We start from the raw sequence: 23,200 nt of genomic DNA on the forward strand, positions 1-23,200 counted from the left end.
CGTACGGACCACCCGCGGCACCCCGGATGACCGCATGCGCCCCCGCGGGGTTCTCGCCCTACGGTCCCGCATGCGGGCACTATGGCGAGGTGGTCGAAGACCGGACGGCACCCGCGGCCGGCCCGCTGCAGCAGGCGGGCCGGGCGGTCGGGCGTGCCGTGCGGCGGCCGGTGGTCGGCGCGGGCCGGCGGATCCGCCGGGCCACGGACGCGCAGGGCGCGGGGGAGTCGGGCCTCGGGCGGCTGATGGAGCTGCACATGGTCAACGCCGCCGGGGACATGATGATCACCATCGCGCTGGCGTCGACGGTGTTCTTCTCCGTGCCCACGGACGAGGCCCGCGGCCGGGTCGCGCTCTACCTGGCCATAACGATGGCGCCGTTCGCCGTGCTCGCCCCCGTCGTCGGCCCGCTGCTGGACCGGATCCCGCACGGCCGCCGCGCCGCGATGGCCGGCACGATGTTCGCGCGGCTGGTACTGGCGCTGGTGCTGTCGGGGGCGGTGCAGACGGGCGACCTGAGCCTGTATCCGGCGGCGCTCGGGGTGCTGGTGTGCTCCAAGTCGTACGGGGTGGTGCGCTCGGCCGTCGTGCCGCGGCTGCTGCCGCGGCGCATCTCCCTGGTGAAGGCCAACAGCCGGGTGACGCTCGCCGGCCTCCTCGCCACCGGCATCGCCGCACCGGTCGGCGGGCTGCTGCACTTCATCGGCCCCGGCTTCCCGCTGTACGGGGCGATGGTCATCTTCGGCTTCGGCGTCTTCCTGGCGTTCCGGATGCCGCCGGCGGTGGACTCGGCGCGCGGCGAGGGCAAGGCGCAGTTGGCGTCGGGCGAGGAGGGCCGGCTGCGGACGACGCCGAAGCCGGGGCTGCGCTCCGTAGGCCCCTCGGTGCTGTACGCGCTCCAGGCCAACTCCGCGCTGCGGGTGCTGTCGGGGCTGATGACGCTCTTCCTGGCGTTCCTGCTGCGCGACAACCCGCCGGGCGGCCTGCGGCCGGAGCTGGCGCTCGGCATGGCGGCGGTCGCCGCCGGCACGGGCAACGCGCTGGGCTCGGTCATCGGCTCCTGGCTGCGCTCGCGCGGGCCGGAGAAGCTGATCGCCGTGCTGCTGACGCTCGCCCTGACGACGACGGTGCTGGCGGCGGTCTTCTACTCGCTGCCGCTGCTGATCTGCGTCGCGGCGATGGCGGGGTTCGCGCAGTCGCTGGCGAAGCTGTCGCTGGACGCGCTGATCCAGCGGGACGTACCGGAGTACGTGCGTACGTCGGCGTTCGCGCGCTCCGAGACGGTGATCCAGTTGTCGTGGGTCGTGGGCGGCGCGATCGGCATCCTGCTGCCGCTGAACGGGGTCGGCGGCATGGCCGCGGGCGCGGCCGTCGTCGCCGCCGGGCTGGCCGCGACCGTACGAGGGCTGCTCACCGCGGCCCGGCACGGCACGCCGCACCCGCGCGTGGCCTGACCGGGGCCGGCAGGTAGCCTGCCCGCATGACCACAGCGCCCGCCACCACCGTGTTCTCCCGTGCCCGCGGCCTCCGCAGCCGCCGCGGCGCGGCGGCGCTCGGTGCCGTCGTCCTCTCCGCCTTCGCCCTGTCCGCGTGCGAGAAGCCGACGCCGCTGGCGCAGATCACGGTGGACGACCGGACGGCGAGCGCGGAGGCGCAGTGCTACGACGACGGCAAGGACATCGCCAACGAGGAGCTGGAGTCCTGCATCTCGGAGCGCGCGGAGAAGTCGATCACGGTGGACAGCGGCGACCGGGTCAGGATCGGCGTGGAGCCGGAGATCGCGGACAACGGGTGGGTGCTGTTCGTGGACGGCCGGCTGGTGACGTCGCAGCCGAGCAAGCACACGTATGTGACGTTCAGCGGGGACCAGTTCTTCAACGCGCAGTCGGAGCCGGGGCAGCCGCCGGTGCAGAGCGACAAGGCGAAGGTCGGGATCGTGGAGATCGACGACAAGGGCAACTACAAGGGCGCGTGGAGCTTCGACCTGAAGCGGAAGCAGTACTGACGGCCCGGTGGCGGTGATGCCCGGCGACGGCGGCGCGGGGACACCCGGCGGCGGACGCGACTTGTCGGCGGGGCGGCCTACCCTTGGGCGGGTGCGTGGGAGTGGTGTGGTGCCGGACGGAGACGCGGTGTCCGGGGGTGTGTCCGGGGCCGGTGCGCGGGTGTTGGTGGTCGTGGCCGTTGCCGCCGAGGGGGAGGCCGTCGAGCGGGGCGGGCGGGGGTACGACGTCGTGATCGGCGGCGTGGGGCCCGCTGCCGCAGCCGCGGGGGCCGCCACCGCGCTGGCCGCGGCGCCCGTTCCGTACGACCTCGTCATCGCCGCCGGCATCGGCGGCGGCTTCGCGGGCGTCGCGCCCGTGGGCGGGGTGGTCGTGGCGGACGAGATCGTCGCCGCGGACCTGGGGGCGGAGACGCCGGACGGGTTCGTGCCGGTCACCGAGCTGGGCTTCGGCGCCGTCGCGCACCGTCCGCCGCCGGCCGCGGCGCGGGCCGCGGCGGAGGCGGCCGGCGCGGTGCTGGGTACCGTGCTGACCGTGTCCACCGTCACCGGCTCCGCCGAGCGCACCGCCGAGCTGCGCCGCCGCCATCCGCGCGCCGCGGCCGAGGCGATGGAGGGCTTCGGCGTCGCCGAGGCCGCCGCCCGGCACGGCGTCCCGGTCCTGGAGATCCGCGCGGTGTCCAACGCCGTGGGCCCCCGCGACCGCGCCGCCTGGCGCATCCCGGACGCGCTGAAAGCCCTCACGGCCGCCTTCGCGGCCCTCCCCGACTTCGGCGAACTCCCCGACTTCGCCGCCGTACCCGACCTCGCGTCCCGCCCCGACCTCGCCGCGGACGACGCGCCGGCCGCGGATCCGACCGCCGCGCCCGCCGCCGCCGACGCCGACGACGCGGCCACCGCACCCGCCACCGACCCCGCCCCACCCGACGGAGAGGAGCCCCGATGACCTCGCCGAGCACCCCGAGCGGCCGGCTGCTCCGGATCGCCTACTCCCCCTGCCCCAACGACACCTTCGTCTTCCACGCCTGGGCCCACGGCCTCGTCCCCGGCGCCCCGCCCCTCGACGTCACCTTCGCCGACATCCACCTCACCAACGGCATGGCGGAACGCGGCGAGCTCGACGTGCTCAAGGTCTCCTACGCGGTCCTCCCCTATGTCCTCGACCGCTACGCCCTCCTCCCCTGCGGCGGCGCCCTCGGCCGGGCCTGCGGGCCCCTGGTGCTCACCGCCGGCGCGCAGCGCCCCGCCGACCTCGCCGGCCGCACCGTCGCCGTGCCCAGCGAGCGGTCGACGGCCTACCTGCTCTTCCGGCTCTGGGCCGCGGCGGAAGTGCCGGGCGGGGTCGGCGAGGTCGTCGTCATGCCGTTCCACGAGATCATGCCCGCCGTCCGCGACGGCAAGGTCGACGCCGGGCTCGTGATTCACGAGGCCCGCTTCACCTATCAGGGTTACGGCCTCCACTGCCTCGCCGACATGGGCGAGCACTGGGAGGCCACCACCGGCCTGCCCATCCCCCTCGGCGCCATCGTCGCCCGCCGCGCCCTCGGCGCCGAAACGCTGCACGCGCTCGCGGCCGCGACCCGCACCTCGGTACGGATGGCGTGGGACGACCCGGAGGCATCAAGGGCCTACGTGATGGAGCACGCGCAGGAGATGGACCCCGCCGTGGCGGACCAGCACATCGGCCTGTACGTCAACGAGTTCACCGCCGACCTCGGCGGGGACGGCTACGCGGCCGTGCGCGGTCTGCTCACCCGGGCGGCGGCGGAGGGCCTGGTGCCGCCCGTCGCCCCGGACGCGCTGGCGTTCCCGTAGCGGCCGCCACGGGCCGAAGGCGCCGGCGCGTCCGTTCCCGCCGCCCCCTCAGACGTCCAACTGATCGGCGACGGCCCGGAGCATCCCGGCGATCTTGCGGCCGTGTGTCTTGTCCGGGTACCTGCCGCGTTCGAGCTGCTGCGTCACGCTCTCCAGCAGCGTCGTCAGATCCTGCACGATCGACGCCAGCTCGTCCGGCTTGCGCCGCTGCGCGGCCGCGACCGACGGGGTGGGGTCCAGCAGCGTTACGGACAGCGCCTGGTCGCCGCGCTGCCCGGCCACCACGCCGAACTCGACGCGCTGACCCGGCCGGAGCGTCTCCACTCCGTCCGGCAGCACCGACGAGTGCACGAAGACGTCACCGCCGTCGTCGCGGGAGAGGAAGCCGAAGCCCTTCTCGCTGTTGAACCACTTGACTTTGCCGGTAGGCACGTGTCGTCGCCCTGTCTTCGTTTTCGTACTCGCTGCCGTGAAAGAGCAGGAGGGCGGGTCCAGTGACCCGCCACCTCAAGGCTAATGGTCCCCCGCGTGGTGACAAGATGTCGCCGGGTGCTTCCTCAGCGCACAATCCGGCCGCCGGGCGCGCCGCCTACCCTGGTTGCGTGAACACCGGAACCTCCCGCCCCGGGGATCTCCTCGTACGCGCCGGGGCGATCGTCTTCCTCGTCGGCGCACTCGGCACCTTCGTCACTTTCGTCCCGTTCTTCATCGGGACGGACCCGCTGCCGACAGCCGCCTATCTCGTGTCCATGCTGATGGGCGTCGGCTTCGGGCTGGCGCTGGCCGGGCTCTTCCGCTCCGCGTCGGCGTCCAGGCGCGAGGCCCGGCAGGCGGCGCCGTAGCGCGGCGCCGCCAGGACGCAGCGCCGTGGACGGCCCCGGCGGCGCAGAGGCGCGCGGCCCGTCGCGTACGGGCGCCTCAGCCGCGCGCCGCCCCCGTCCGGTGCTCCGCCAGCCACCCCGGGAACGCCGTCAGGTCCGGCAGCACGACATCCGCCCCCGCCGCCCGCAGCTCCGCCTCCGGGCACGGTCCGGTGGCCACCGCCACCGACAGCACCCGCGCCGCCCGCGCCCCCGCGACGTCCCCGACGTGGTCGCCGACGTACGCCGACGCCCCGTACTCCGTCAGGGCCTCCGCCTTCGCGTCCGCCCACAGCCCGCCGACCACGGCGTCCGGGGCCAGGCCCAGGTGGTCGACGTGCAGCTTCGCCAGCGGCCGGCTCTTGGCGGTGACCACGAGCGCCCTGCCGCCCGCCGCCTGCACCGCCGCGATGGCCGCGGCGGCACCGGGCAGGGCGGTGGTGGGGGCGATGCCGTGGTCGGGGTAGAGGGCGCGGTAGCGGTCGCCGAGGGCGGCCACGCGGTCGGCGGGGAACCAGTTGGCCAGCTCGCTCTCCACCGGCGGGCCGAGGCGGGAGGTCACGAGGTCGGTGTCGACGTACACGCCGGTCTCGGTGACGAGCGCCTCGTACACCGCCTTGATCCCGGGCCGGGAGTCGATGAGGGTCATGTCCAGGTCGAAGCCGACCGTGAAAGACGGCGGCGGGGAGGGAGTACGCACCCCTCGATTCTGCCTGCCGCCGATTCCGGTCAGGACAGGAGGATGGCCTGCAGCCGTTCGTCGAGGAACGCGCCCACGGTCGCGGCGCTCTCCCCCGCGCGGCGGCGGCCGGCGGCATGGGGGTGGCAGGGCCGGGGTTGTAGAACCAGACCAGCGACGTGAGCTGCTCCGCGGGCGCGTCCGCGGGCGGGGGCAGCACGCGGTGCCAGCCCGCCCGCCAGCGCCCGTCGCTCCACATGGCGCCCAGCTCGCCGATGTTGACGGTCAGGGCGTCGGCCTCGGGGTGGTACGGGGCGTCCTCCCAGCCGTCCTCCGCAGCCGCGGCATCCGACGGGTCCGTGCGGACCTGGAGGCAGCCGAGCCCCTGCTGGCGGTCGAGTACGGCCATGAAGTCCCAGTCCTGGTGCGCGCCGAGGCGGAACTGCCCCGGCCGGGGCGCGCCGGTGTGCTCCCTGCTCCCGTACCAGTTGAGAGTGCACTGCCAGGCCGCGTCGGTGTCGTGGCGGGTGAGGAAGCCGGCCGGTTCGCCGAGCGCGGCGGCGAGGAGGCCCAGCAGTTCGAGCGACAGGCGCCGCATCTGGCGCAGATACTCGTCGACCGGCTCGCGCAGCGCGGGCACCTCGGCCGGCCACACCCCCGGGTGGTGCGGGTAGAAGCTCCACAGCTCCACCAGGTCCGGCGGGCTCGCCGCGTCCTGGATGGCGCCCGCGGATATCCCGCCGGGTCCTGTCCAGCCGCCGTTGCCCACGTTGCGGTAGCCGTCCTTGACCGCGGGGGGCAGGTCGAAGGCGGTACCGGCGGCTTCCCTGACCGCCGCGCGCAGGCTGGGGTCCACGCCGTGGCCCGAGACCATCACGAACCCGGTGTCGCGCAGGGACGCGTCGAGCCGGGCGAGGGTCCGCCGCCGCTCCTCCGGGCCGCCGGAGCGCCACGCTTCGAGGTCGACCAGGTCGATGGGGGAGTTGCTCATGCGGCTGCCCTCTCTGCGGGGTGGTGGCCATAGTGGCGGCGGGGGACGGCGCCGTACAGCGGACCGGCGGGCGTACCGTACGAGGGCCGATGGCGGCCGTACGCGGCCCACACCCGCGGTCCTACGCCCGCGGGCGTCCCGTCCGTTCCGTACCCGGCCCTACTGCCGCAGCCGCCGGCGCGCCCGCCACAGCAGGAACAGCGTCGAGGCGACCGCCGCGAACCGGACCAGCGTGGGCAGCATGTCCGAGAACTCCTGCCCCAGCGTCCCCTCCTTCAGCGGCTCGCCCCACCGCTCCTGACTCCGCCCCCACAGCCACACCAGCCCGGCGGCGCCCACCGTGCCCGGCACCCCGAGCGCGGCCCACTTCTTCTCCGTCATCGACAGCCGCCGCGAGGTGTACACCAGGGCCCAGCCGACGACCGACGCCATCCACTGGTCGAGCGCGGCGCCCCCCAGCAGCGCGCCCATCGCCAGCACCTCCAGCAGCCCGGCGCTGCGCAGGAGTTCGCGGGTGGCGGCGCCGCGCGGGTTCGGGGGCGAGGGCTCCTCGTCCTCGTACGCCTCCTCTTCCTCCGCCTCCGCGGCCTCCCGCCGGGCCTGCTTGGCCTTGGCGGCGCGGGCCGCGCGCGCGGCGTTCGCCGCCTTGGCGGCCTTGGCGGCGCGGGCGGCCCGGCCCATGGCGCCCGTGCCGCCGCCCTTCTGCGCACCTTTCCCGTCCTCGTCGCCGTCCTGCTGGTCCGGCGGCTGGAACAGCTCGGGGAGTTCGATGCCGCCGGTGAACCCCGGCACGTTGTCGGCGCCGCTGCCGGCGCCGGGCATCGGGCCGGCGAACGGCGCGGGCTCCACGCGCCACCAGTCGGGGTCGCCGTGCGCGGGGTCGAGTTCGTCCTCGCCGGCGAGGTGCGGCGGGGCGGCGGCGGTGGGCGGCGGCTGGGCAGGCGGGGTGAAGTCCTCGGGTGCGGGGTGGGGCACCTCGGGCGCGGGCGGCTTCGGCTCCCGGGCGCCCGCCCTGCCGCCCGCCTCGCCGCCGCCGGTACGCGGCCGGGGCAGCCGCCCCAGCCACCGCTCCGACCCGCCGACCCGCGGCCGCGGCAGCCGCGACGTCAACCCGCCGCCACCGCCCGGCGGCTCCCCGGGCTGCACCGCGACCTCCGGCACCGCGGAGGCGGGGTCCCGCTTGGCGGCCTCGACGATGTCGCCGGGACTGCCGAACCGGGCGAGCACCTGCTTCACCGCGGACACGCTGTGCGCGCCCTCGGCGGCGCGCACCTTGTCGATGCTGGCCCGCAGTTCGTTGACCAGCCGCATGCGCTGCCCGGAGGGCAGGGCACGCTGCTGCGCGATGTCGCCGACGCGGCTCAGGTAGTCGTATACGAGCTGGTCGCTCTCGATGCCCACCGAATCCCCTACGGCCGTGCGCTGTTGACCTGTCGACCGTACCGCGCGCACGGCCGCCCCCTCGCCCCCGCGCACGCCGCCCCAGGGGCCCGGGCGGCCGCGGCGGCCGGTGCGGCGCGCGTACGCGGCGGGGGACCGAATACGCTGCGGCGGACCGGCACCTCCCGCGACAAGGAGCCTCAGTGGACCCCGTGGACCCCCTGGACCCCGTGGCAGACCCCACCGCCCGGCTGCGTACCGCGGCGCTCGACGCCTGGGCGGCCTCGGCCGCGCGCTTCCGGGAGGACGCCAACGCGGAGGAGGACCTGGCGCTCGGCGGCTACCGCGACCGCCTGGTGGTCGAGCTGGCGCAGAACGCGGCGGACGCGGCAGCGCGCGCAGGCGCGGCGGGCCGACTGAGGTTGACGCTGACGGAGGCCGCCTCCGGAGGCGGTCCCGGCGGGCCGGTCGAAGACGCCGGAGGAGCGCGGCCGGTTGACGAGGGCGCCGGCGGCAGTGCTGCGCACGCCGCCGGCGGCGATGACGAGCCGAGCGCGTCCGGTTCCGCAGGTGCCGCAGCCGAACCCGCCGCCGGCGGCGGGCCGGCGGTGGCGTCGGCCCCCGGCCAGGAATGGGTGCTGACCGTCGCCAACACCGGAGCGCCCCTCGACGCCGCCGGAGTCGAGTCGTTGTCGACGCTGCGGGCCTCCGCCAAGCGCGGGGAGGACACCGAGGAGGCCGTCGGGCGGTTCGGGGTGGGGTTCTCCGCCGTGCTGGCCGTCAGCGACGCGCCCGCGGTCGCCTCCCGCGGCGGCGCCCGCGTGCGGTGGTCACTGGCGGAGGCGCGGGAGCTGGTCCGTACGACCGCCGAGCGCAACCCCGCCCTCGCCGGGGAAGCCGCCCGCCGCGACGGCCACGTCCCCCTGCTCCGCCTCCCCCTGCCCCTCGCGGCGGCCGACGCCCCGGCCGTACCCGAGGGGTACGACACCGCCGTCCGCCTCCCGCTGCGCGACGAGGCCGCCGCCGCCCTGGCCCGCCGGCTGCTCGGCGGCATCGACGACGCGCTGCTGCTCGCCCTGCCCGGCCTCGCCGAGGTCGTCGTGGAGACCCCCGAGGGCGTACGCACGCTGCGCCGCCGCGAAGACGGCCCGTACACGGTCGTCGAGGACACCCGTCGTACGGACCGGCACCCCCGCTCCCAGGCCGAACCCCCCGCCGCCACCCGCTACCGCACCCGCACCGCCGCGGGCCGCCTCGACCCCCACCTCCTCGCCGACCGCCCCGTGGAGGAACGCCTCCGCCCCACCTGGAGCGTCACCTGGGCCGTCCCCGTGGACCCCGACGGCGCCCCCGCCGCGCCCGCCACCGCCCCCGTGCTCCACGCCCCCACCCCCACCGACGAACCCCTCGGCGTCCCCGCCCTGCTCATCGCCTCCTTCCCCCTGGAACCCACCCGCCGCCACCTCGCCCCGGGACCGCTCACCGACTTCCTCGTCGCCCGCGCCGCCGACGCCTACGCCGAACTCCTCGCCGACTGGGCCCCGCTGACCCCCGGCACCATCGACCTCGTCCCAGGACCCCTCGGCCGCGGCGAGCTGGACGGCGCCCTGCGCGCCGGTATCCTGCGGCTCCTGCCCGGCGTCGCGTTCCTGCCCCCGGCCGCGCCCGAGGAGGGCGCCAAGCCGCAGCCGCTGCGCCCCCGCGACGCGCTCGTCGCCGAGGGCGCGGGCGCCGAGACCGTGCACCGGCTCGGCGACGTCTTCCCGCACCTGCTGCCCGCCGGTCTGGAGCGCCGCGGCGAGCTGCGCACCCTCGGCGTCTCCCGCATGCCGCTCGGTGAACTCGTCGAGCGGCTGGCCGGCGTGGAGCGCCCCGCCGCCTGGTGGCACGGCCTCTACGGCTCCCTCGCCGGCACCGACCCCGAGGAGCTGGGCGGCCTGCCGGTGCCGCTCGCCGACGGCCGCGTCGTCGCCGGCCCGCGGCAGGTGCTGCTGCCGGCCGGCGGCGACTGGGGCGACGGCGGCACCGGCGGGCGGCCGGCCCGCCTCGCCCGGCTCGGGCTGCGCGTCGCCGACCCGGTCGCCGCGCACCCCGTGCTGGAGCAGCTCGGCGCCGTGCCCGCCACGCCCCGCGCCGTGCTGACGACGCCGCAGGTGCGGGCAGCGGTGGCGGGGTCGCTGGACGCGGGGGAGGTGTGGTTCGACGAGGGGCCCGAGCAGGGCGCGCCGGATCCGGAGGAGCTGGCGGACATCGTCCTCGGACTGGTCCGCGACGCGCACCTGGCGCCGGGCGACGAACCGTGGCTGGCCGCCCTCGCGCTGCCCGACGAGGACGGCGACCCCGCCCCCGCCGGGGAACTCGTCTACCCCGGCAGCCCGTTCGCCGCCGTCATCCGACCGGGTGAGCTGGCGTACTGCGCCGCCGACCTGGTCGAGCGGTGGGGGGAGGAGCCGTTGACGGCGGTCGGGGTGCAGGCCGACTTCGTGCTCGTACGCGCCGAGGACGTCGTCCTCGACCCCGACGAGCTGGAGCCCCGCGACACCCCCTACCCCGAAGCCGACGACGCCGGGCTGCTCGACGCGGTCGACGTGTGGTGCGAGGACGTCCTCGACCAGCTCCCCGAGACCCCGGTGCCGCCGGTGCTCACCGAGCTGGTGGGCGTACGGGACCTGGACCTCGTGGACGACGCGCACTGGCCGCAGGCCCTCGCGCTGCTGTCCCGCCCGCCGCTGCGCGAGGCGCTGACGCGCTCGGCGCGCGTGCTGCTGCCGAACGGCGAGGCGTATCCCGTACGCCCGTACACCGCCTGGTGGCTGCGCGGCAACCCCGTACTCGACGGCCGCCCGCCCGCCGGCCTGCGCGCCGCGGGCGGCGACCCGCTGCTCGCCGGGCTGTACGAACCGGCCGACGCCTCCGCCGTCGGCGACGAACAGGTCCTGCGCGCCCTGGGCGTACGCACCTCCGCCGCCGCGCTCCTCGACGAACCGGGCGGCGCCGCGGAACTCCTCGCCCGCCTCGCGGACCCCGACCACGACGTCACCCCGGGGCAACTCCACGCCCTGTACACCCTCCTCGCCGGCCTCGACCCCGCAGACGTCACCCTCCCGGACGACCTCCGCGCGGTCCGCGACGGCGCCACCGAGGTGGTGCCGGCCGGCGAGGCCCTCGTCGCGGACGCCCCCGACCTGGTGCCCCTGGCCACCGCCCACCCGCTGCTCCCGGTCGCCCCGGGGGAGGCGGCGGCGCTGGGGGAACTGCTCCAGGTCCGGCGGCTGAGTGAGGCGTACGAGGCCCGGGTGGAGACGGCGGGCGAGACCCGCGAGGTCCCGCGGCCCGTACGGGACCTGCTGGGCCCGGACACCCCGGCGACGTACGAGGAACACGGGCAACTGACCGCCGGCGGCACCGAACTCGACTGGCGCCGCACCCCGGACGGCACCGTCCACGCGGCGACGATGGAGGGCCTGGCGGCCGGTCTGGCGTGGGCCACCGGGCAGTGGCAGCGGCGGTTCGAGGCGGCGGCGCTGCTGGAGGACCCGACGCGGACGCGGGAGCTGGCGGAGGCCCGCTGGTTCGACTGAGGAGGGGCGGCCCCAGGGACCCCGCGCACGGAACAGGGGCCGGGTGAACGGAACAAGCAGTCACCCGGCCCGTAGAACCCCTTCCGTGCCTACGCCGCCGGAGCCAGCTCCTCCGCCCGCTGCGACGGCACGAACGCGACGTGCTTGCGCCCCCGCCGCAGGTCTATCCGCAGCCGCAGCCCGCCGACCCTGGCCAGCACCAGACCCACCGTGACGGCCGCGAGCGCGGATATCACCCCGCAGGTCAGGAACCCGATCCGGGCGCCGAACGTGTCCGTGGCCCAGCCGACGACCGGCCCGCCGATCGGCGTGCCGCCGACGAACACCATGACGAACAGGCTCATCACCCGGCCGCGCATGGCCTCGTCCGTGGCGAGCTGGACGTTGGCGTTCGCGGTCGTGTTGAAGAGCAGCCCGGCCGCGCCCACCGGCACCAGCAGCGCCGCGAAGAGCCAGAACGCCGGCGACACCGCCGCGACGATCTCCAGCACGCCGAACGCCACCGCCGCGAGCACCGTCAGCCGCATCCTGCTGGCCCCGCGCCGCGCCGCGAACAGCGCGCCGCCGAGGGAGCCGGCGGCCATCAGCGAGTTCAGCAGCCCGTACGTGCCGGCGTCGCCGTGGAAGACCTCGTCCACGTACGCCGTGAGCCAGATCGGGAAGTTGTAGCCGAACGTGCCGATGAAGCCGACCAGGACGATCGGCCACAGCAGCTCGGGCCGCCCGGCGACGTACTTCAGGCCCTCGCGCAACTGCCCCTTGCCGCGCGGCGCGCGCTCGACGCGGTGCAGCTCCGCGGTGCGCATGAGCAGCAGCCCGGTGATGGGGGCGATGAAGGAGAGCCCGTTCAGCAGGAACGCCCAGCCGCTGCCCACGGCGGTGATGAGGACGCCGGCGACGGCGGGCCCGAGGAGGCGGGCCGTCTGGAAGTTGGCGGCGTTGAGGCTGACGGCGTTCTGCATCTGCTCCTTGCCGACCAGCTCGGCGACGAACACCTGGCGCGCCGGGTTGTCGACGACAGTGGCGAGGCCGAGCAGGAACGCCATGAGGTAGACGTGCCACACCGTCACGGCTCCGCTCAGCGTGAGCGCCGCGAGCGCGAGGCCGATGAGACCCATGGCCGCCTGGGTGGCGAGGAGCAGCTTGCGCTTCGGCAGCCGGTCGGCGAGGACGCCGCCGTAGAGGCCGAACAGCAGCATGGGCAGGAACTGCAGCGCGGTCGTGATGCCGACGGCGGTGGCGGATCCGGTGAGGCTGAGCACCAGCCAGTCCTGGGCGATGCGCTGCATCCAGGTACCGGTGTTGGAGACCACCTGGCCGCAGGCGAAGAGCCGGTAGTTGCGGATCCTCAGCGAGCTGAAGGTGCCGCGTCTGCTGCTCTCCTCTTCTTCTTCGTAGTCATCGGGTGCGGGTGCGGGTGCGGAGTCTGCTCCGGGTCCCGTACTCAAGGCGTTCTCCTCCGGTCATCGTCCTTCGTCAGCGTGGTGCGGCCTCCGGCATCGGCAGGTGGGCCAGCTTTTCGAGCACCGGTGCGGCGTCGCGCAGCGTGGCCCACTCCTCCTCGGACAGACCGCCGGCCAGCTCGGCCAGCCAGGCGTTGCGCTTGCGGCGGCTCTCCTCAAGCATCGCCTCGGCCTGCTCGGTCTGGCTGACGACCTTCTGCCGCCGGTCCTCCGGGTGCGGCTCCAGCCGGACCAGCCCCTTGGTCTCCAGCATGGCGACGATGCGCGTCATCGACGGCGGCTGGACGTGCTCCTTGCGCGCCAGCTCACCGGGGCCGAGCGGACCGCAGCGGAAGAGCGTGCCGAGCACCGACATCTCGGTCGGGCTCAGCGACTCGTCCACGCGCTGGTGCCGCAGCCGGCGGGTCAGCCGCATGATCGCGGAGCGGAGCGAGTTCACCGCGGCGGCGTTCTCCTCCTGGGACAGGTCAGGCATGGTCATTAGCGTACCTCATTACTTTAGCTAAGTAAAGTTCGGAAGCCGAGACAGAGGAGGTTACGGCCTGGTCGTGCGGCCCACCCGAAAGGATGGCCGCGTACGGGAAAGCCCGCCCCCGGTATACGCGAACGGCGACCCTGAGCGGCATGGGGACACACGTGCTGAGTCTGCGAATAGACGGCAACCTCCTCGACCGCCTCCGCACCCACGCGGCGAAGCGGGACATGCCCGTGCAGGACTACGTGCTGCAATTGCTGCAGCGCAACGACTTCGACGAACGCGTCCAGACCGCGGAAGCGGAATCCGCCCGCCTCACCCACTGGCCCACCACCACGAACCCGGCTGCCACGACCACGACGGCGCCGCACGGTCAGTTGAGGCCCAGCCAGCGTTCGATGGGGTTCAGGGCGAAGTAGACGACGAACACCGCCGAGGTCACCCACAGCGCCGGGCGGACGCTCGCCGGGCGGCCGACCGCCGTGCGGAGGAGGGTGTGGGCCAGGAAGCCCATGCCGATGCCGACCGTGATGCTGTAGCTGAAGGGCATCAGGACGATGGTCAGGAAGGCGGGGGCCGCGATCGTGGTGTCGGACCAGTCGATGCTGCGGATGTTGGCCGACAGGATCAGGAAGCCGACCACCACCAGCGCCGGGGTCGCCGCCTGCGAGGGGACGATCGTCACCAGCGGGGTGAAGACCAGCGCCAGCAGGAACAGGCCGCCCGTGACGAGGTTCGCGAGGCCCGTACGCGCGCCCTCGCCGACGCCCGCGGTGGACTCGGCGAAGGCCGTGCCCGCCGAGGCGGAGGCGGCGCCGCCCAGGGCGACGGCGGCGCCGTCGGCCATGAGGACCCGGTTCATCTCGGGGAGGCGGCCGTGTTCGTCGAGGAGGCGGGCCTCCTCGGTGACGCCGAGGATCGTGCCCATCGCGTCGAAGAAGCCGGACAGCAGCACGGTGAAGACGAAGAGGCAGCCCGTCAGGATCCCCGCCTCGCGGAAGCCGCCGAAGAGGCTCGCCTCGCCGAGCAGGCCGAAGTGGGGGGCCTCGACGACGTGGTCGGGGAGCACCGGGGCGGTCAGGCCCCACTCCTTCTCCGGGAGGCCGGCGACCGCGTGGATGATCACGGCGAGGACCGTCATCGTGACGATGCTGACCAGGATCGCGCCGCGGAAGCGGCGGGCCAGCAGCACGAAGGTCAGCCCGAGGCCCAGCATGAAGACCAGGACGGGCCACCCCTTCAGGTGACCCGCCGTGCCCAGGGTGAGGGGGACGGTGGTCTGCGCGGAGTCAGGGTTGCGGGTGACGAAGCCCGCGTCGACCAGGCCGACGAGGGCGATGAACAGGCCGATGCCGATCGCGATGGCCTTGCGCAGGCCGTCGGGGATCGCGGACATCACCCGTTCCCGTAGCCCGGTGGCCACCAGCAGCATGATGATCAGCCCCGCGAGCACCACCATGCCCATCGCGTCGGCCCACGACATCTCCGGCGCGAGCTGGAGCGACACCACGGCGTTGATGCCGAGGCCGGCGGCGCAGGCGACGGGGACGTTGCCGAGGACGCCCATGAGGAGGGTGGTCACCGCCGCGACCAGCACGGTGGCCGTGACCAGTTCGCCGTGGTCCAGCTTGTGGCCGAACTTGTCCTTCGCCGAGCCGAGGATGATCGGGTTCAGCACGATGATGTACGCCATGGCGAAGAACGTCGCCAGCCCGCCCCGCAGCTCCTGGGTGACGGACGAGCCGCGCCGCGAGATGTGGAAGTAGGCGTCGAGCGGCGAGGGGGGAGGGGGCGGGGGTCCGTCCCCGGGGGCCGTGCCGGTGGTCTTCGCGGAGGGGGGCATGCGTGACCTTCGTACGGAACCGCGGCCGGACTTCGGCGCCCACACAGTATGCCGCCGTGATCGGCCCCGTACCCTGGTCGACATGGGCAAGAAGGCGTACAGGCACCCGGCGCCGGAGCCGTTCGAAGGCGACATCAGAGCGGTGACGGTCGGCGGCACCGTGCTCTGGCTGGTGCTCTTCGTGGTCCAGTTGCCGTTCCTCGGCTGGCTGGACGACCACGACCGCATGTGGTGGCTGTGGACCTGCCTGGCGGGCGCCGGTCTCGGCGTCCTCGGCCTCTGGTACGTACGCCGCCGCGAGGCCGCGCTTGCGCGGGGCGGCGACGCGGGCGCCCGGTCGAACACGTAACGTCGTACGCATGACGCAGCGGGTCGAGACGGCCGCCGACGGCGGCGAGGGGCCGGAGCCCGGCGGCGGGCCGGGCGGGGCGGGCGGGAAACCGAACGGAGCCGGCGGTACGCCGGGTGGTACCGGCGGCGAGCCGGGCCGGGCCGGGGCGAACGGGACAGGCGCCGTCGCGCTGCGGCACGACGGGCTCACCGCCGCCGAGGTCGCCGAGCGCGTCGCCCGCGGCGAGGTCAACGACGTACCCGTACGCTCCTCCCGCTCCACCGCCGACATCGTCCGCGCCAACGTCTTCACCCGCTTCAACGCCATCATCGGCGTCCTGTGGGTCATCATGCTCGTCGTCGCGCCCATCCAGGACAGCCTCTTCGGCTTCGTGATCCTCGCGAACACCGGCATCGGCATCATCCAGGAACTGCGCGCCAAGAAGACCCTCGACAACCTCGCCGTCATCGGCGAGGCCAAGCCGCAGGTGCGCCGCGACGGCCGCACCGCGGAGATCCCCACCGCCGAGATCGTCCTCGGCGACCTCGTCGAGCTGGGCCCCGGCGACAAGGTCGTCGTCGACGGCGAGGTGCTGGAGTCCGACAGCCTGGAGGTCGACGAGTCGCTGCTCACCGGTGAGGCCGACCCCGTCATCAAGCAGCCGGGCGACAAGGTGCTCTCCGGCAGCTTCGTCGTCGCCGGCGGCGGCGCGTTCACGGCGACGAAGGTGGGGCGCGAGGCGTACGCCGTGCAGTTGGCGGAGGAGGCGTCGCGCTTCACGCTCGTCCACTCCGAGCTGCGCAGCGGCATCAGCACGATCCTCAAGTACGTGACGTACATGATGATCCCGGCCGCCATCGGCCTGGTCATCAGCCAGCTCGTGGTCGAGAACAACAGCCCGCAGGACGCCATCCGCCGCATGGTCGGCGGCATCGTGCCGATGGTGCCCGAGGGGCTGGTGCTGCTGACCTCGGTGGCGTTCGCCATAGGGGTCATCCGGCTCGGCCGCAAGCAGTGCCTCGTGCAGGAACTGCCCGCGATCGAAGGGCTCGCGCGGGTCGACGTCGTCTGCCTCGACAAGACCGGCACCCTCACCGAGGGCGGCATGGACGTCACCGAGCTGCGGCCGCTGGGCGGCGCGACGGAGGCGGACGTACGGCGGGTGCTGGGCGCGTTCGGCTCGTCCGACTCGCGGCCGAACGCCAGCCTCCAGGCCATCATCGAGGCGTACCCGGACACCGGGGAGCTGCGCTGCACGGGGGCGCTGCCGTTCTCCTCGGCGCGCAAGTACAGCGGGGCGGCGTTCAGCGAGGCGCAGGGTTCCGGGGACGGCGGTACGTGGCTGCTGGGCGCCCCCGACGTGCTGCTGCCCGCCGACGACGCCTCCCTCGCCGAGATCGACGACCTCAACGCCCAGGGCCTGCGTGTGCTGCTGCTCGCCCGCGCCGTACGGGAGCTCGACGACCCGGAGGTGGCGGCCGGCGTCGAGCCGACCGCGCTGGTCGTCCTGGAGCAGCGGCTGCGCCCGGACGCCGCCGACACCCTGGGCTACTTCGCGGACGAGCGGGTCGAGACGAAGATCATCTCGGGCGACAACGCGGTGTCCGTGGGCGCGGTGGCCGCGAAGCTCGGCATGGCGCGCGCGGACCGTACGGTCGACGCCCGCACCCTGCCGGCCGACCGCGACGAGATGGCCGCCGTCCTCGACGACAACGCGGTCTTCGGCCGCGTCAACCCGCAGCAGAAGCGCGACATGGTCGCCGCGCTGAAGTCCCGCGGCCACGACGTGGCGATGACGGGCGACGGCGTCAACGACGTGCTGGCGCTGAAGGACGCGGACATCGGCGTGTCCATGGGCTCCGGCTCGGAGGCGTCGAAGGCCGTCGCGCAGATCGTCCTGCTGAACAACAGCTTCTCCACCCTCCCCTCGGTGGTCGCCGAGGGCCGCCGGGTCATCGGCAACATCGAGCGGGTCGCGAACCTGTTCCTGGTCAAGACCGTCTACTCGGTGCTGCTCGCGCTGCTCGTCGTCGCCACGCAGGTGCCGTACCCCTTCCTGCCGCGGCATCTGACGCTGCTCTCGACGCTGACGATCGGTGTGCCGGCGTTCTTCCTGGCGCTGGCGCCGAACAAGGAGCGGGCGCGGCCGCACTTCGTGCGCCGGGTGATGCGGTACGCGATCCCCGCGGGGCTGATCGCCGGGACGGCGACGTTCGTGACGTACATGCTGGCGCGGTCCCACTACTCGGGTCCTGGGGCGCTGGACGCGGAGACGTCGGCGGCGACGCTGACGCTGTTCCTGATCGCGATGTGGGTGCTGGTGATCATCGCGCGGCCGTACACCTGGTGGCGGGTGGGGCTGGTCGGGACGATGGCGCTGGGGTTCGTGATCGTGCTGGTCACGCCCTGGCTGCAGAAGTTCTTCGCGCTGAAGCTGGTGGGTACGGAGATGCCGTGGACGGCGGTGGGGATCGCGGTCGTGTCGGCGGTGCTGCTGGAGTTCGCGTGGCGGTGGGTGACGCGCCGGTTCCCGGACTGAGGCGGCCGTGACCGCCGGCGGTACGGGTGCGGGCGGGCCGGGCGCCGTCGTGCCGGGTGCGGGCGGTGCCGCTGCGGGTGAGCCGGGTGCGATGAAGCTGTTCGCCGCGGTGATCCCGCCCGCGGAGGTGCTGGGCGAGCTGGCGGAGGCGGTGGCACGGCTGCGGCGGCTGCCAGGCGCCGGGCGGCTGCGCTGGGTGCCGCCGGAGGGGTGGCACCTCACGGTGGCGTTCTACGGGCAGGTGCCGGCCGGTTCCGTCGCGGAGCTGGAGGAGCGGCTGGCGCGGGCGGCCCGGCGCCGGGGGCCGGTCGGGCTGCGGCTGGCGGGGGGCGGGCGGTTCTCCGACACCGTGCTGTGGGCGGGGGCGGCGGGCGACGTCGAGGAGCTGGGCCGGCTCGCGGCAAGCACCGCGGCGGCGGGGCACCGCACGGCGGGGGTGCCGCTGGCGGCGCAGCAGGGCGGGGGCGGGGGCCCTCGGCGACCGGAGCGCCGCTACCGCCCGCACCTGACGCTGGCCCGCCAGCGCCACCGCGCGGGTACGGACCTGACCCCGTTCACGTACGCGCTACGCGACTTCACCACCCCCCGCCGCGACCTGACCACCCTCACCCTCATCCGCAGCCACCCCCCACCCCCCGGCCACCCCGGCGCCCAGCCCCACTACGAGCCCGTAGCCACCTGGCCCCTGGGCGGGGGCGGGACGTAGAGGGGAACTCAGTCGCGGGGGAACTCGTCGGTCCTCAGCTTGAGACCGACGGGGGTATCGGTGAGATCGATCTGCTCACCGAAGTCGAGGGTGAGTTCGCCGCTCTCGTCGGCCATATCGATCCTGTCGGTCTCCACGACGGTCATCGTGCCGCTCCTCCCCGCTGCTGCCCAAGCGCAGCAGCCGGTAGTACAACCGTACTCACGGTGAGTCGACACGGCCCGCTACCACCGGCACGGGCCCGCCGCCCCGCGGGGGGTGGCGGGCCCGTAAGCTCGTACGCGTGAACGCCAAGACCCGCATCCGCGTCGTCAGCGCCACGCTCGTGCTGATCTTCGCCGTCGTCGCCATCGCCGCCGCCTTCGGCGGCTGAGGCGCCCGCCTACGGAACACTCACCAGGCGAACGCCTCCGGGGACGGACCCGGGCCCGGGAAGATCTCGTCGAGCGACGCCAGCAGCCCGTCCGGCAGCGTCAGGTCCAGCGCCGGCAGCGCGGACGTGAGCTGCTCCATCGTGCGCGGGCCCACGATCGGGCCCGTCACGCCCGGCCGCGTCAGCAGCCACGCGAGGGCCACCTCCGCCGGGTCCAGGCCGTGCTCGGCGACCAGATCCTCGTACGCCTGCACCTGCTCGCGCACCGCGCCCCGCGACAGCGCCGCCCCCGAGCGCGCGCCGCCGCCCTCGCGCTCCTTGCGCAGCGCGCCGCCCAGCAGGCCGCCGCCCAGCGGGGACCACGCGATGATGCCGAGGCCGTAGCTCCCGGCGGCCGGGATGACCTCCATCTCGGCGCGCCGCTCGTACAGGTTGTAGAGGCACTGCTCGCTCACGAGGCCCAGCGAGTGCCGCCGCCGCGCCGCCTCGTTGGCCTGGGCGATGTGCCAGCCCGCGTGGTTGGACGAGCCGGCGTAGAGGATCTTGCCCTGCTGCACGAGGACGTCGACGGCCTGCCAGATCTCGTCCCAGGGCGTGTGCCGGTCGACGTGGTGGAACTGGTAGAGGTCGATGTGGTCCGTCTGCAGCCGCTTGAGGCTGGCGTCGACGGCGCGGCGGATGTTGAGCGCCGAGAGCCGGTCGTGGTTGGGCCAGGTGGTGTCGCGGTCGGCGTCCATCGAGCCGTAGACCTTGGTGGCGAGCACGACCTTGTCGCGGCGGCCGCCGCCCTGCGCGAGCCAGGTGCCGACGATCTCCTCGGTACGGCCCTTGTTCTCGCCCCAGCCGTAGACGTTGGCGGTGTCGAAGAAGTTGATGCCCGCGTCGAGGGCGGCGTCCATCATGGCGTGGCTCGCGGCCTCGTCGGCATGCGGCCCGAAGTTCATGGTGCCGAGCACGAGCCGGCTGACCTTGAGTCCCGTACGTCCCAACTGCGTATACCTCATGAGGATCAAGCCAACTCCTTCGAGCGCGCTCGAAGCAAGCACAACGCACACGCAGCGCAGGCGTATCCGGCACGCGGATCCGGCCCCCGTACCCGCGCGTGCGCATGGCAGGCTTGGCGCCATGCGCGCCCACCGCCTGCCGACCGCCGCCGCCCTCCTGACCGCGGCGGCGGTGGCGACCTCCGCCGCGTACGCCCCGCCCGCCGCGGCGCAGGACGACGTGATACTCACCGACCCCCGGATCACCGAGTCCAGCGGCCTGGCCGCCAGCCGGCAGCACGAGAACGTGTACTGGACGCACAACGACTCCGACGACGGCCCGTACGTCTACGCCGTCGACGGCGAGACCGGCGAGACGCTGGCGACGATCACGCTGCGCGGCATAGGGGAGCCGCGCGACGTCGAGGCCATCTCGCTCGGACCCGACAACCAGCTCTACGTCGGCGACATCGGCGACAACATGGACGGCTCCTGGTCGTACGTGTGGATCTACCGCTTCCCCGAACCGAAGCAGCTCAAGGACGCGACCGTGGACGCGGTGCAGTACGAGGCGCAGTACGAGGACGGCCCGCGGGACGCGGAGGCGCTGATGGTGCACCCGAAGACGGGGCGGGTGTACGTGGTGAGCAAGAAGGAGAACGGGGGCGCGGCGCTGTACGCCGGTCCCGAGGAGCTGTCGACGGGCTCGATGAACATCTTCGAGCGGGTCGCGCCGGTCAACCTGTGGGTGACGGACGGGGCGTTCTCGCCCGACGGTACGCGGCTGGCGCTGCGCAGCTACGTCGGCGGGCGGATGTACCGCTTCGAGAACGGCAAGCCGGAGGAGGACGGGCGTCTCGACGTGCCGCTGCAGCGGCAGGGCGAGTCGATGACGTACACGGCGGACGGGTCGGCGATCGTGTTCGGGAGCGAGGGGGAACAGAGCGACCTGATCTGGCGTGAGGTCGAGGGGGGCGGCTCGTCGTCGGACGGGGCGGACGGCTCGGGTGGGTCGGGGGGCGGCTCGGGCGACGGCGCGGGCGGGGCAGGGGGCGACGAGGACCGCGACCCGCTGAAGACGGTGCTGCTGGTGGCCGGTGGCATCGGCGCGGTGGTGGGGCTGCGCAAGCTGCTGGCGCGGCGGCCGCGACCGGACTGAGCGGGTCGGATCCCCCCTCAGGCGTCCTCCTTCTGGCACTCCTCCGAGTGGAAGATCCCCGCCCCGCCCTGCGGCAGCGTCCATCCCGTCGCACGGCGGTGTTCGAGCAGCGACTCCAGGCCGTCGAGCATCCGCTCCGTGGCGAACTTGTACGTCTCCTCGTCCAGCGCCGAGAAGGAGTCCTCGGACAGTCCGGCGATCCTCGGATAGCGCCCGGACGTCATCGCCGACTCCAGCGCCGGTGACTGCGCCTCCCAGAACTCCTGGTCGCTGATCCCGGTCCGCTCCTCCGCCTGCTTGGCGTTGACGTGCACCCGGGCGAGGCCGGCGGCGGTGGAGTCGAGCGAGGTGATGAAGCCGACCTTCTCCTGGTCGGTGAGCAGCAGCCCGTCGAAGACGCTGAGGGCCAGCTCGAAGGAGTCCAGCCCGTTGGGGCCGAGGACGGGCCGGCCCTGGTCGACCTGGAGCAGCCACGGGTGTTCGAGGTAGTGCTCCCAGAACGAGTGGGCCAGCTCCCGCAGCCGCTCCCGCCAGGTCGGCTTGCTCTCGAAGCGCTCGACGTCCTCCGGCTCGATCGACCCGACACCGTCGAGCATCAGGTCCAGCAGCTCGGCCTTGCCGGGCACGTGCCGGTACAGCGACATGGTGCCCACGCCGAGACTTACGGCGATCTTGCGCATCGAGACCGCCTCCAGCCCTTCGGCATCCGCGATGCCGATCGCGGTGAACACGATCCGGTCCACCGAGATGCCGGGCTTCGGACCGCGCTTGCCGCGCTCGTCGATGCCCCAGAGCAGGGCCATGCTGCGGCTGAGGTCGCCGCTGCCGCTGTGTTCCCTTGCCGCCATGCGGCCGAGTCTAGCTGCGGACTTGCGATCTGCGTACACTGTATGCGTAAATGAGTACGGCGTACTCAGATAGGGGAGGAAGAGCGTGAAGGCAAGCTCGGCCGACGCCGTTGTGGCGGACGGCGTGCAGAAGCGCTACGGAGAGAAGCGGGCCCTCGACGGCTTCGACCTGACCGTGCCGTACGGCACGGTCTACGGCCTGCTCGGCCCCAACGGCGCCGGCAAGACCACGGCGGTGCGGATCCTGTCCACCCTCATCCGCCTCGACGGCGGACAGGCCCGCGTCGGCGGGCACGACGTGATGAAGGAGCCGGTCAAGGTGCGCCGGCGGATCGGCCTCGCCGGGCAGTACGCGGCGGTGGACGAGGTGCTGACCGGCCGGCAGAACCTGGAGATGTTCGCCCGGCTGTTCCACCTCGGCTCCCGGCGCGCCCGCGAGCGGGCGGTGGAGCTGCTGGAGCAGTTCGGGCTGACCGAGGCCGCGGACAAGGGCGCCAAGGAGTACAGCGGCGGCATGCGCCGCCGGCTCGACCTGGCGTCGAGCATGATCCTCGCGCCGGACGTGCTGTTCATGGATGAGCCGACGACCGGCCTCGACCCGCGCAGCCGCGGCGAGGTCTGGGAGGCGGTGCGGGACCTGGTCGCTGGCGGCACGACGGTGCTGCTGACGACGCAGTATCTGGACGAGGCCGACAAGCTCGCCGACCGCATCGCCGTCATCGACGACGGCCGGACGATCGCGGACGACACCCCCGCCGCGCTGAAGAACACGGTCGGCGGCGACCGTATCGAGGTCGTCGTCGGCTCGGCGGAGGAGATCCCGGACGCGGTGCGTGCCGTCGCCCGGGTCTCGGGCGCCGACCCGGCCATCGACCTGGAGGAGCTGCGGGTGCACGGCGCGGTGACCGACCGGGTCGCGGCGCTGACGGAGGTGGCGCGCACGCTGCAGGACGAGGGGGTGGCGGTGGACGACATAGCGCTGCGGCGGCCCACGCTCGACGACGTGTTCCTGAGCCTGACGGGGCACACCGCGGCGGAGAAGGAGCCGGCGGAGGCAGCGGGCAGGCAGGACTCCGGCAAGAAGGACGCCGGCAAGAACGCCTCCGGCGGCAAGGCATCCGGCAAGACGGCATCCGGCAGGAAAGAGGAGGCCACGGTCGCATGAGTACCGT

21 protein-coding genes and 1 pseudogene are annotated in these 23,200 nt (G+C 74.1%); 12 read left to right on the forward strand and 10 right to left on the reverse strand.

What is annotated here, in order from left to right; genetic code table 11:
- Positions 1-26: 26 nt before the first annotated feature.
- The 4 genes from CXR04_RS21345 (at position 27) to CXR04_RS21360 (ending at position 3,817) form a co-directional block, all read left to right on the forward strand.
- Entirely contained in the window at positions 27-1,454 is a 1,428-nt protein-coding gene (locus tag CXR04_RS21345; RefSeq protein WP_442802391.1) for an MFS transporter, read from the forward strand.
- Between the two features lie 26 nt (positions 1,455-1,480).
- The gene (locus CXR04_RS21350; RefSeq protein WP_101423933.1) at positions 1,481-2,005 is read left to right on the forward strand and encodes a hypothetical protein; all 525 of its coding nucleotides are present in this window, start codon (positions 1,481-1,483) and stop codon (positions 2,003-2,005) included.
- Positions 2,006-2,171: 166 nt separating this feature from the next.
- Complete coding sequence (locus tag CXR04_RS21355; protein WP_442802468.1) at positions 2,172-2,948, forward strand: futalosine hydrolase; 777 nt, start codon at positions 2,172-2,174, stop codon at positions 2,946-2,948.
- Positions 2,945-3,817: a 1,4-dihydroxy-6-naphthoate synthase gene (locus CXR04_RS21360; RefSeq protein WP_101423934.1), complete on the forward strand. Its 873-nt coding sequence runs from the start codon at positions 2,945-2,947 to the stop codon at positions 3,815-3,817. Before CXR04_RS21355 ends, CXR04_RS21360 begins: the two co-directional genes overlap by 4 nt.
- Positions 3,818-3,865: 48 nt before the next feature.
- Here the strand turns inward: CXR04_RS21360 and CXR04_RS36685 are convergent, their stop codons facing one another.
- Positions 3,866-4,249 (reverse strand): cold-shock protein, encoded by a 384-nt coding sequence (locus tag CXR04_RS36685; RefSeq protein WP_027755166.1) that lies wholly within the window; start codon positions 4,247-4,249, stop codon positions 3,866-3,868.
- Between the two features lie 170 nt (positions 4,250-4,419).
- Here CXR04_RS36685 and CXR04_RS21370 point away from each other — a divergent pair, with 170 nt between their 5' ends.
- On the forward strand, positions 4,420-4,659 hold the full coding sequence (locus CXR04_RS21370) for a hypothetical protein (RefSeq protein ID WP_047016368.1): 240 nt from the start codon (positions 4,420-4,422) through the stop codon (positions 4,657-4,659).
- A 76-nt stretch (positions 4,660-4,735) separates the two neighbouring features.
- Here the strand turns inward: CXR04_RS21370 and CXR04_RS21375 are convergent, their stop codons facing one another.
- The 3 genes and pseudogenes from CXR04_RS21375 to CXR04_RS21385 form a co-directional block, all read right to left on the reverse strand.
- Positions 4,736-5,326 (reverse strand): HAD family hydrolase, encoded by a 591-nt coding sequence (locus CXR04_RS21375; RefSeq protein ID WP_101426512.1) that lies wholly within the window; start codon positions 5,324-5,326, stop codon positions 4,736-4,738.
- Between the two features lie 292 nt (positions 5,327-5,618).
- Positions 5,619-6,347 (reverse strand): annotated as a pseudogene (locus tag CXR04_RS36690) (2-oxoglutarate and iron-dependent oxygenase domain-containing protein); the annotation flags it as partial.
- A 159-nt stretch (positions 6,348-6,506) separates the two neighbouring features.
- Positions 6,507-7,748 carry a hypothetical protein gene (locus CXR04_RS21385; RefSeq protein ID WP_101423935.1) on the reverse strand — a complete coding sequence of 414 codons (1,242 nt, stop codon included), beginning with the start codon at positions 7,746-7,748 and terminating at the stop codon, positions 6,507-6,509.
- 182 nt (positions 7,749-7,930) lie between these two features.
- Here CXR04_RS21385 and CXR04_RS21390 point away from each other — a divergent pair, with 182 nt between their 5' ends.
- Complete coding sequence (locus CXR04_RS21390) at positions 7,931-11,308, forward strand: sacsin N-terminal ATP-binding-like domain-containing protein (protein WP_442802392.1); 3,378 nt, start codon at positions 7,931-7,933, stop codon at positions 11,306-11,308.
- Positions 11,309-11,397: 89 nt separating this feature from the next.
- Here CXR04_RS21390 and CXR04_RS21395 read toward each other — a convergent pair whose 3' ends face one another.
- Positions 11,398-12,756, reverse strand: coding sequence for an MFS transporter (locus CXR04_RS21395; RefSeq protein ID WP_101423936.1), 1,359 nt, complete (start codon positions 12,754-12,756; stop codon positions 11,398-11,400).
- A gap of 28 nt (positions 12,757-12,784) precedes the next feature.
- Positions 12,785-13,246, reverse strand: a complete 462-nt coding sequence (locus tag CXR04_RS21400) for a MarR family winged helix-turn-helix transcriptional regulator (RefSeq protein WP_101426513.1) — start codon at positions 13,244-13,246, stop codon at positions 12,785-12,787.
- 149 nt (positions 13,247-13,395) lie between these two features.
- On the opposite strand from CXR04_RS21400, the gene CXR04_RS36695 reads away from it, so the two are divergent.
- A complete protein-coding gene (locus CXR04_RS36695) occupies positions 13,396-13,665 on the forward strand; it encodes a hypothetical protein (protein ID WP_324842487.1) in 270 nt (89 codons plus the stop codon).
- Here CXR04_RS36695 and CXR04_RS21410 read toward each other — a convergent pair.
- Entirely contained in the window at positions 13,620-15,089 is a 1,470-nt protein-coding gene (locus tag CXR04_RS21410; RefSeq protein WP_101423937.1) for an NCS2 family permease, read from the reverse strand. The two genes, CXR04_RS36695 and CXR04_RS21410, sit on opposite strands and share 46 nt — an antisense overlap.
- 82 nt (positions 15,090-15,171) lie before the next feature.
- On the opposite strand from CXR04_RS21410, the gene CXR04_RS21415 reads away from it, so the two are divergent.
- From CXR04_RS21415 to thpR, 3 genes are all read left to right on the forward strand, one after another.
- Positions 15,172-15,438, forward strand: coding sequence for a DUF2530 domain-containing protein (locus tag CXR04_RS21415; protein ID WP_101423938.1), 267 nt, complete (start codon positions 15,172-15,174; stop codon positions 15,436-15,438).
- A gap of 10 nt (positions 15,439-15,448) precedes the next feature.
- Positions 15,449-17,959, forward strand: a complete 2,511-nt coding sequence (locus CXR04_RS21420) for a cation-translocating P-type ATPase (protein ID WP_101423939.1) — start codon at positions 15,449-15,451, stop codon at positions 17,957-17,959.
- Positions 17,960-18,050: 91 nt separating this feature from the next.
- Positions 18,051-18,665 carry an RNA 2',3'-cyclic phosphodiesterase gene (gene thpR / locus CXR04_RS21425; RefSeq protein WP_101426514.1) on the forward strand — a complete coding sequence of 205 codons (615 nt, stop codon included), beginning with the start codon at positions 18,051-18,053 and terminating at the stop codon, positions 18,663-18,665.
- 8 nt (positions 18,666-18,673) lie between these two features.
- Here the strand turns inward: thpR and CXR04_RS34940 are convergent, their stop codons facing one another.
- Both CXR04_RS34940 and CXR04_RS21430 read right to left on the reverse strand, forming a co-directional pair.
- Positions 18,674-18,811, reverse strand: coding sequence for a hypothetical protein (locus CXR04_RS34940; RefSeq protein ID WP_234380387.1), 138 nt, complete (start codon positions 18,809-18,811; stop codon positions 18,674-18,676).
- 247 nt (positions 18,812-19,058) lie between these two features.
- Complete coding sequence (locus CXR04_RS21430) at positions 19,059-20,042, reverse strand: aldo/keto reductase (protein WP_101423940.1); 984 nt, start codon at positions 20,040-20,042, stop codon at positions 19,059-19,061.
- Between the two features lie 121 nt (positions 20,043-20,163).
- On the opposite strand from CXR04_RS21430, the gene CXR04_RS21435 reads away from it, so the two are divergent.
- Complete coding sequence (locus CXR04_RS21435) at positions 20,164-21,180, forward strand: hypothetical protein (RefSeq protein WP_101423941.1); 1,017 nt, start codon at positions 20,164-20,166, stop codon at positions 21,178-21,180.
- A 17-nt stretch (positions 21,181-21,197) separates the two neighbouring features.
- On the opposite strand, the gene CXR04_RS21440 is transcribed toward CXR04_RS21435, so the two are convergent.
- Complete coding sequence (locus CXR04_RS21440) at positions 21,198-21,983, reverse strand: TetR/AcrR family transcriptional regulator (protein WP_101423942.1); 786 nt, start codon at positions 21,981-21,983, stop codon at positions 21,198-21,200.
- A gap of 130 nt (positions 21,984-22,113) precedes the next feature.
- On the opposite strand from CXR04_RS21440, the gene CXR04_RS21445 reads away from it, so the two are divergent.
- On the forward strand, positions 22,114-23,193 hold the full coding sequence (locus tag CXR04_RS21445) for an ATP-binding cassette domain-containing protein (protein WP_101423943.1): 1,080 nt from the start codon (positions 22,114-22,116) through the stop codon (positions 23,191-23,193).
- Positions 23,194-23,200: the final 7 nt, after the last annotated feature.

The sequence above is a fragment of the Streptomyces sp. CMB-StM0423 genome (genome assembly GCF_002847285.1).
Classification (GTDB): domain Bacteria; phylum Actinomycetota; class Actinomycetes; order Streptomycetales; family Streptomycetaceae; genus Streptomyces.

Coding starts and splice junctions, on each gene's coding strand:
- CXR04_RS21345 (WP_442802391.1), top strand. CDS start 27: ATGACCGCATGCGCCCCCGCGGGGTTCTCGCCCTACGGTCCCGCATGC.
- CXR04_RS21350 (WP_101423933.1), top strand. CDS start 1,481: ATGACCACAGCGCCCGCCACCACCGTGTTCTCCCGTGCCCGCGGCCTC.
- CXR04_RS21360 (WP_101423934.1), top strand. CDS start 2,945: ATGACCTCGCCGAGCACCCCGAGCGGCCGGCTGCTCCGGATCGCCTAC.
- CXR04_RS21375 (WP_101426512.1), bottom strand. CDS start 5,326: ATGACCCTCATCGACTCCCGGCCCGGGATCAAGGCGGTGTACGAGGCG.
- CXR04_RS21400 (WP_101426513.1), bottom strand. CDS start 13,246: ATGCCTGACCTGTCCCAGGAGGAGAACGCCGCCGCGGTGAACTCGCTC.
- CXR04_RS36695 (WP_324842487.1), top strand. CDS start 13,396: ATGGGGACACACGTGCTGAGTCTGCGAATAGACGGCAACCTCCTCGAC.
- CXR04_RS21410 (WP_101423937.1), bottom strand. CDS start 15,089: ATGCCCCCCTCCGCGAAGACCACCGGCACGGCCCCCGGGGACGGACCC.
- CXR04_RS21415 (WP_101423938.1), top strand. CDS start 15,172: ATGGGCAAGAAGGCGTACAGGCACCCGGCGCCGGAGCCGTTCGAAGGC.
- CXR04_RS21420 (WP_101423939.1), top strand. CDS start 15,449: ATGACGCAGCGGGTCGAGACGGCCGCCGACGGCGGCGAGGGGCCGGAG.
- thpR (WP_101426514.1), top strand. CDS start 18,051: ATGAAGCTGTTCGCCGCGGTGATCCCGCCCGCGGAGGTGCTGGGCGAG.
- CXR04_RS34940 (WP_234380387.1), bottom strand. CDS start 18,811: ATGACCGTCGTGGAGACCGACAGGATCGATATGGCCGACGAGAGCGGC.
- CXR04_RS21430 (WP_101423940.1), bottom strand. CDS start 20,042: ATGAGGTATACGCAGTTGGGACGTACGGGACTCAAGGTCAGCCGGCTC.
- CXR04_RS21435 (WP_101423941.1), top strand. CDS start 20,164: ATGCGCGCCCACCGCCTGCCGACCGCCGCCGCCCTCCTGACCGCGGCG.
- CXR04_RS21440 (WP_101423942.1), bottom strand. CDS start 21,983: ATGGCCCTGCTCTGGGGCATCGACGAGCGCGGCAAGCGCGGTCCGAAG.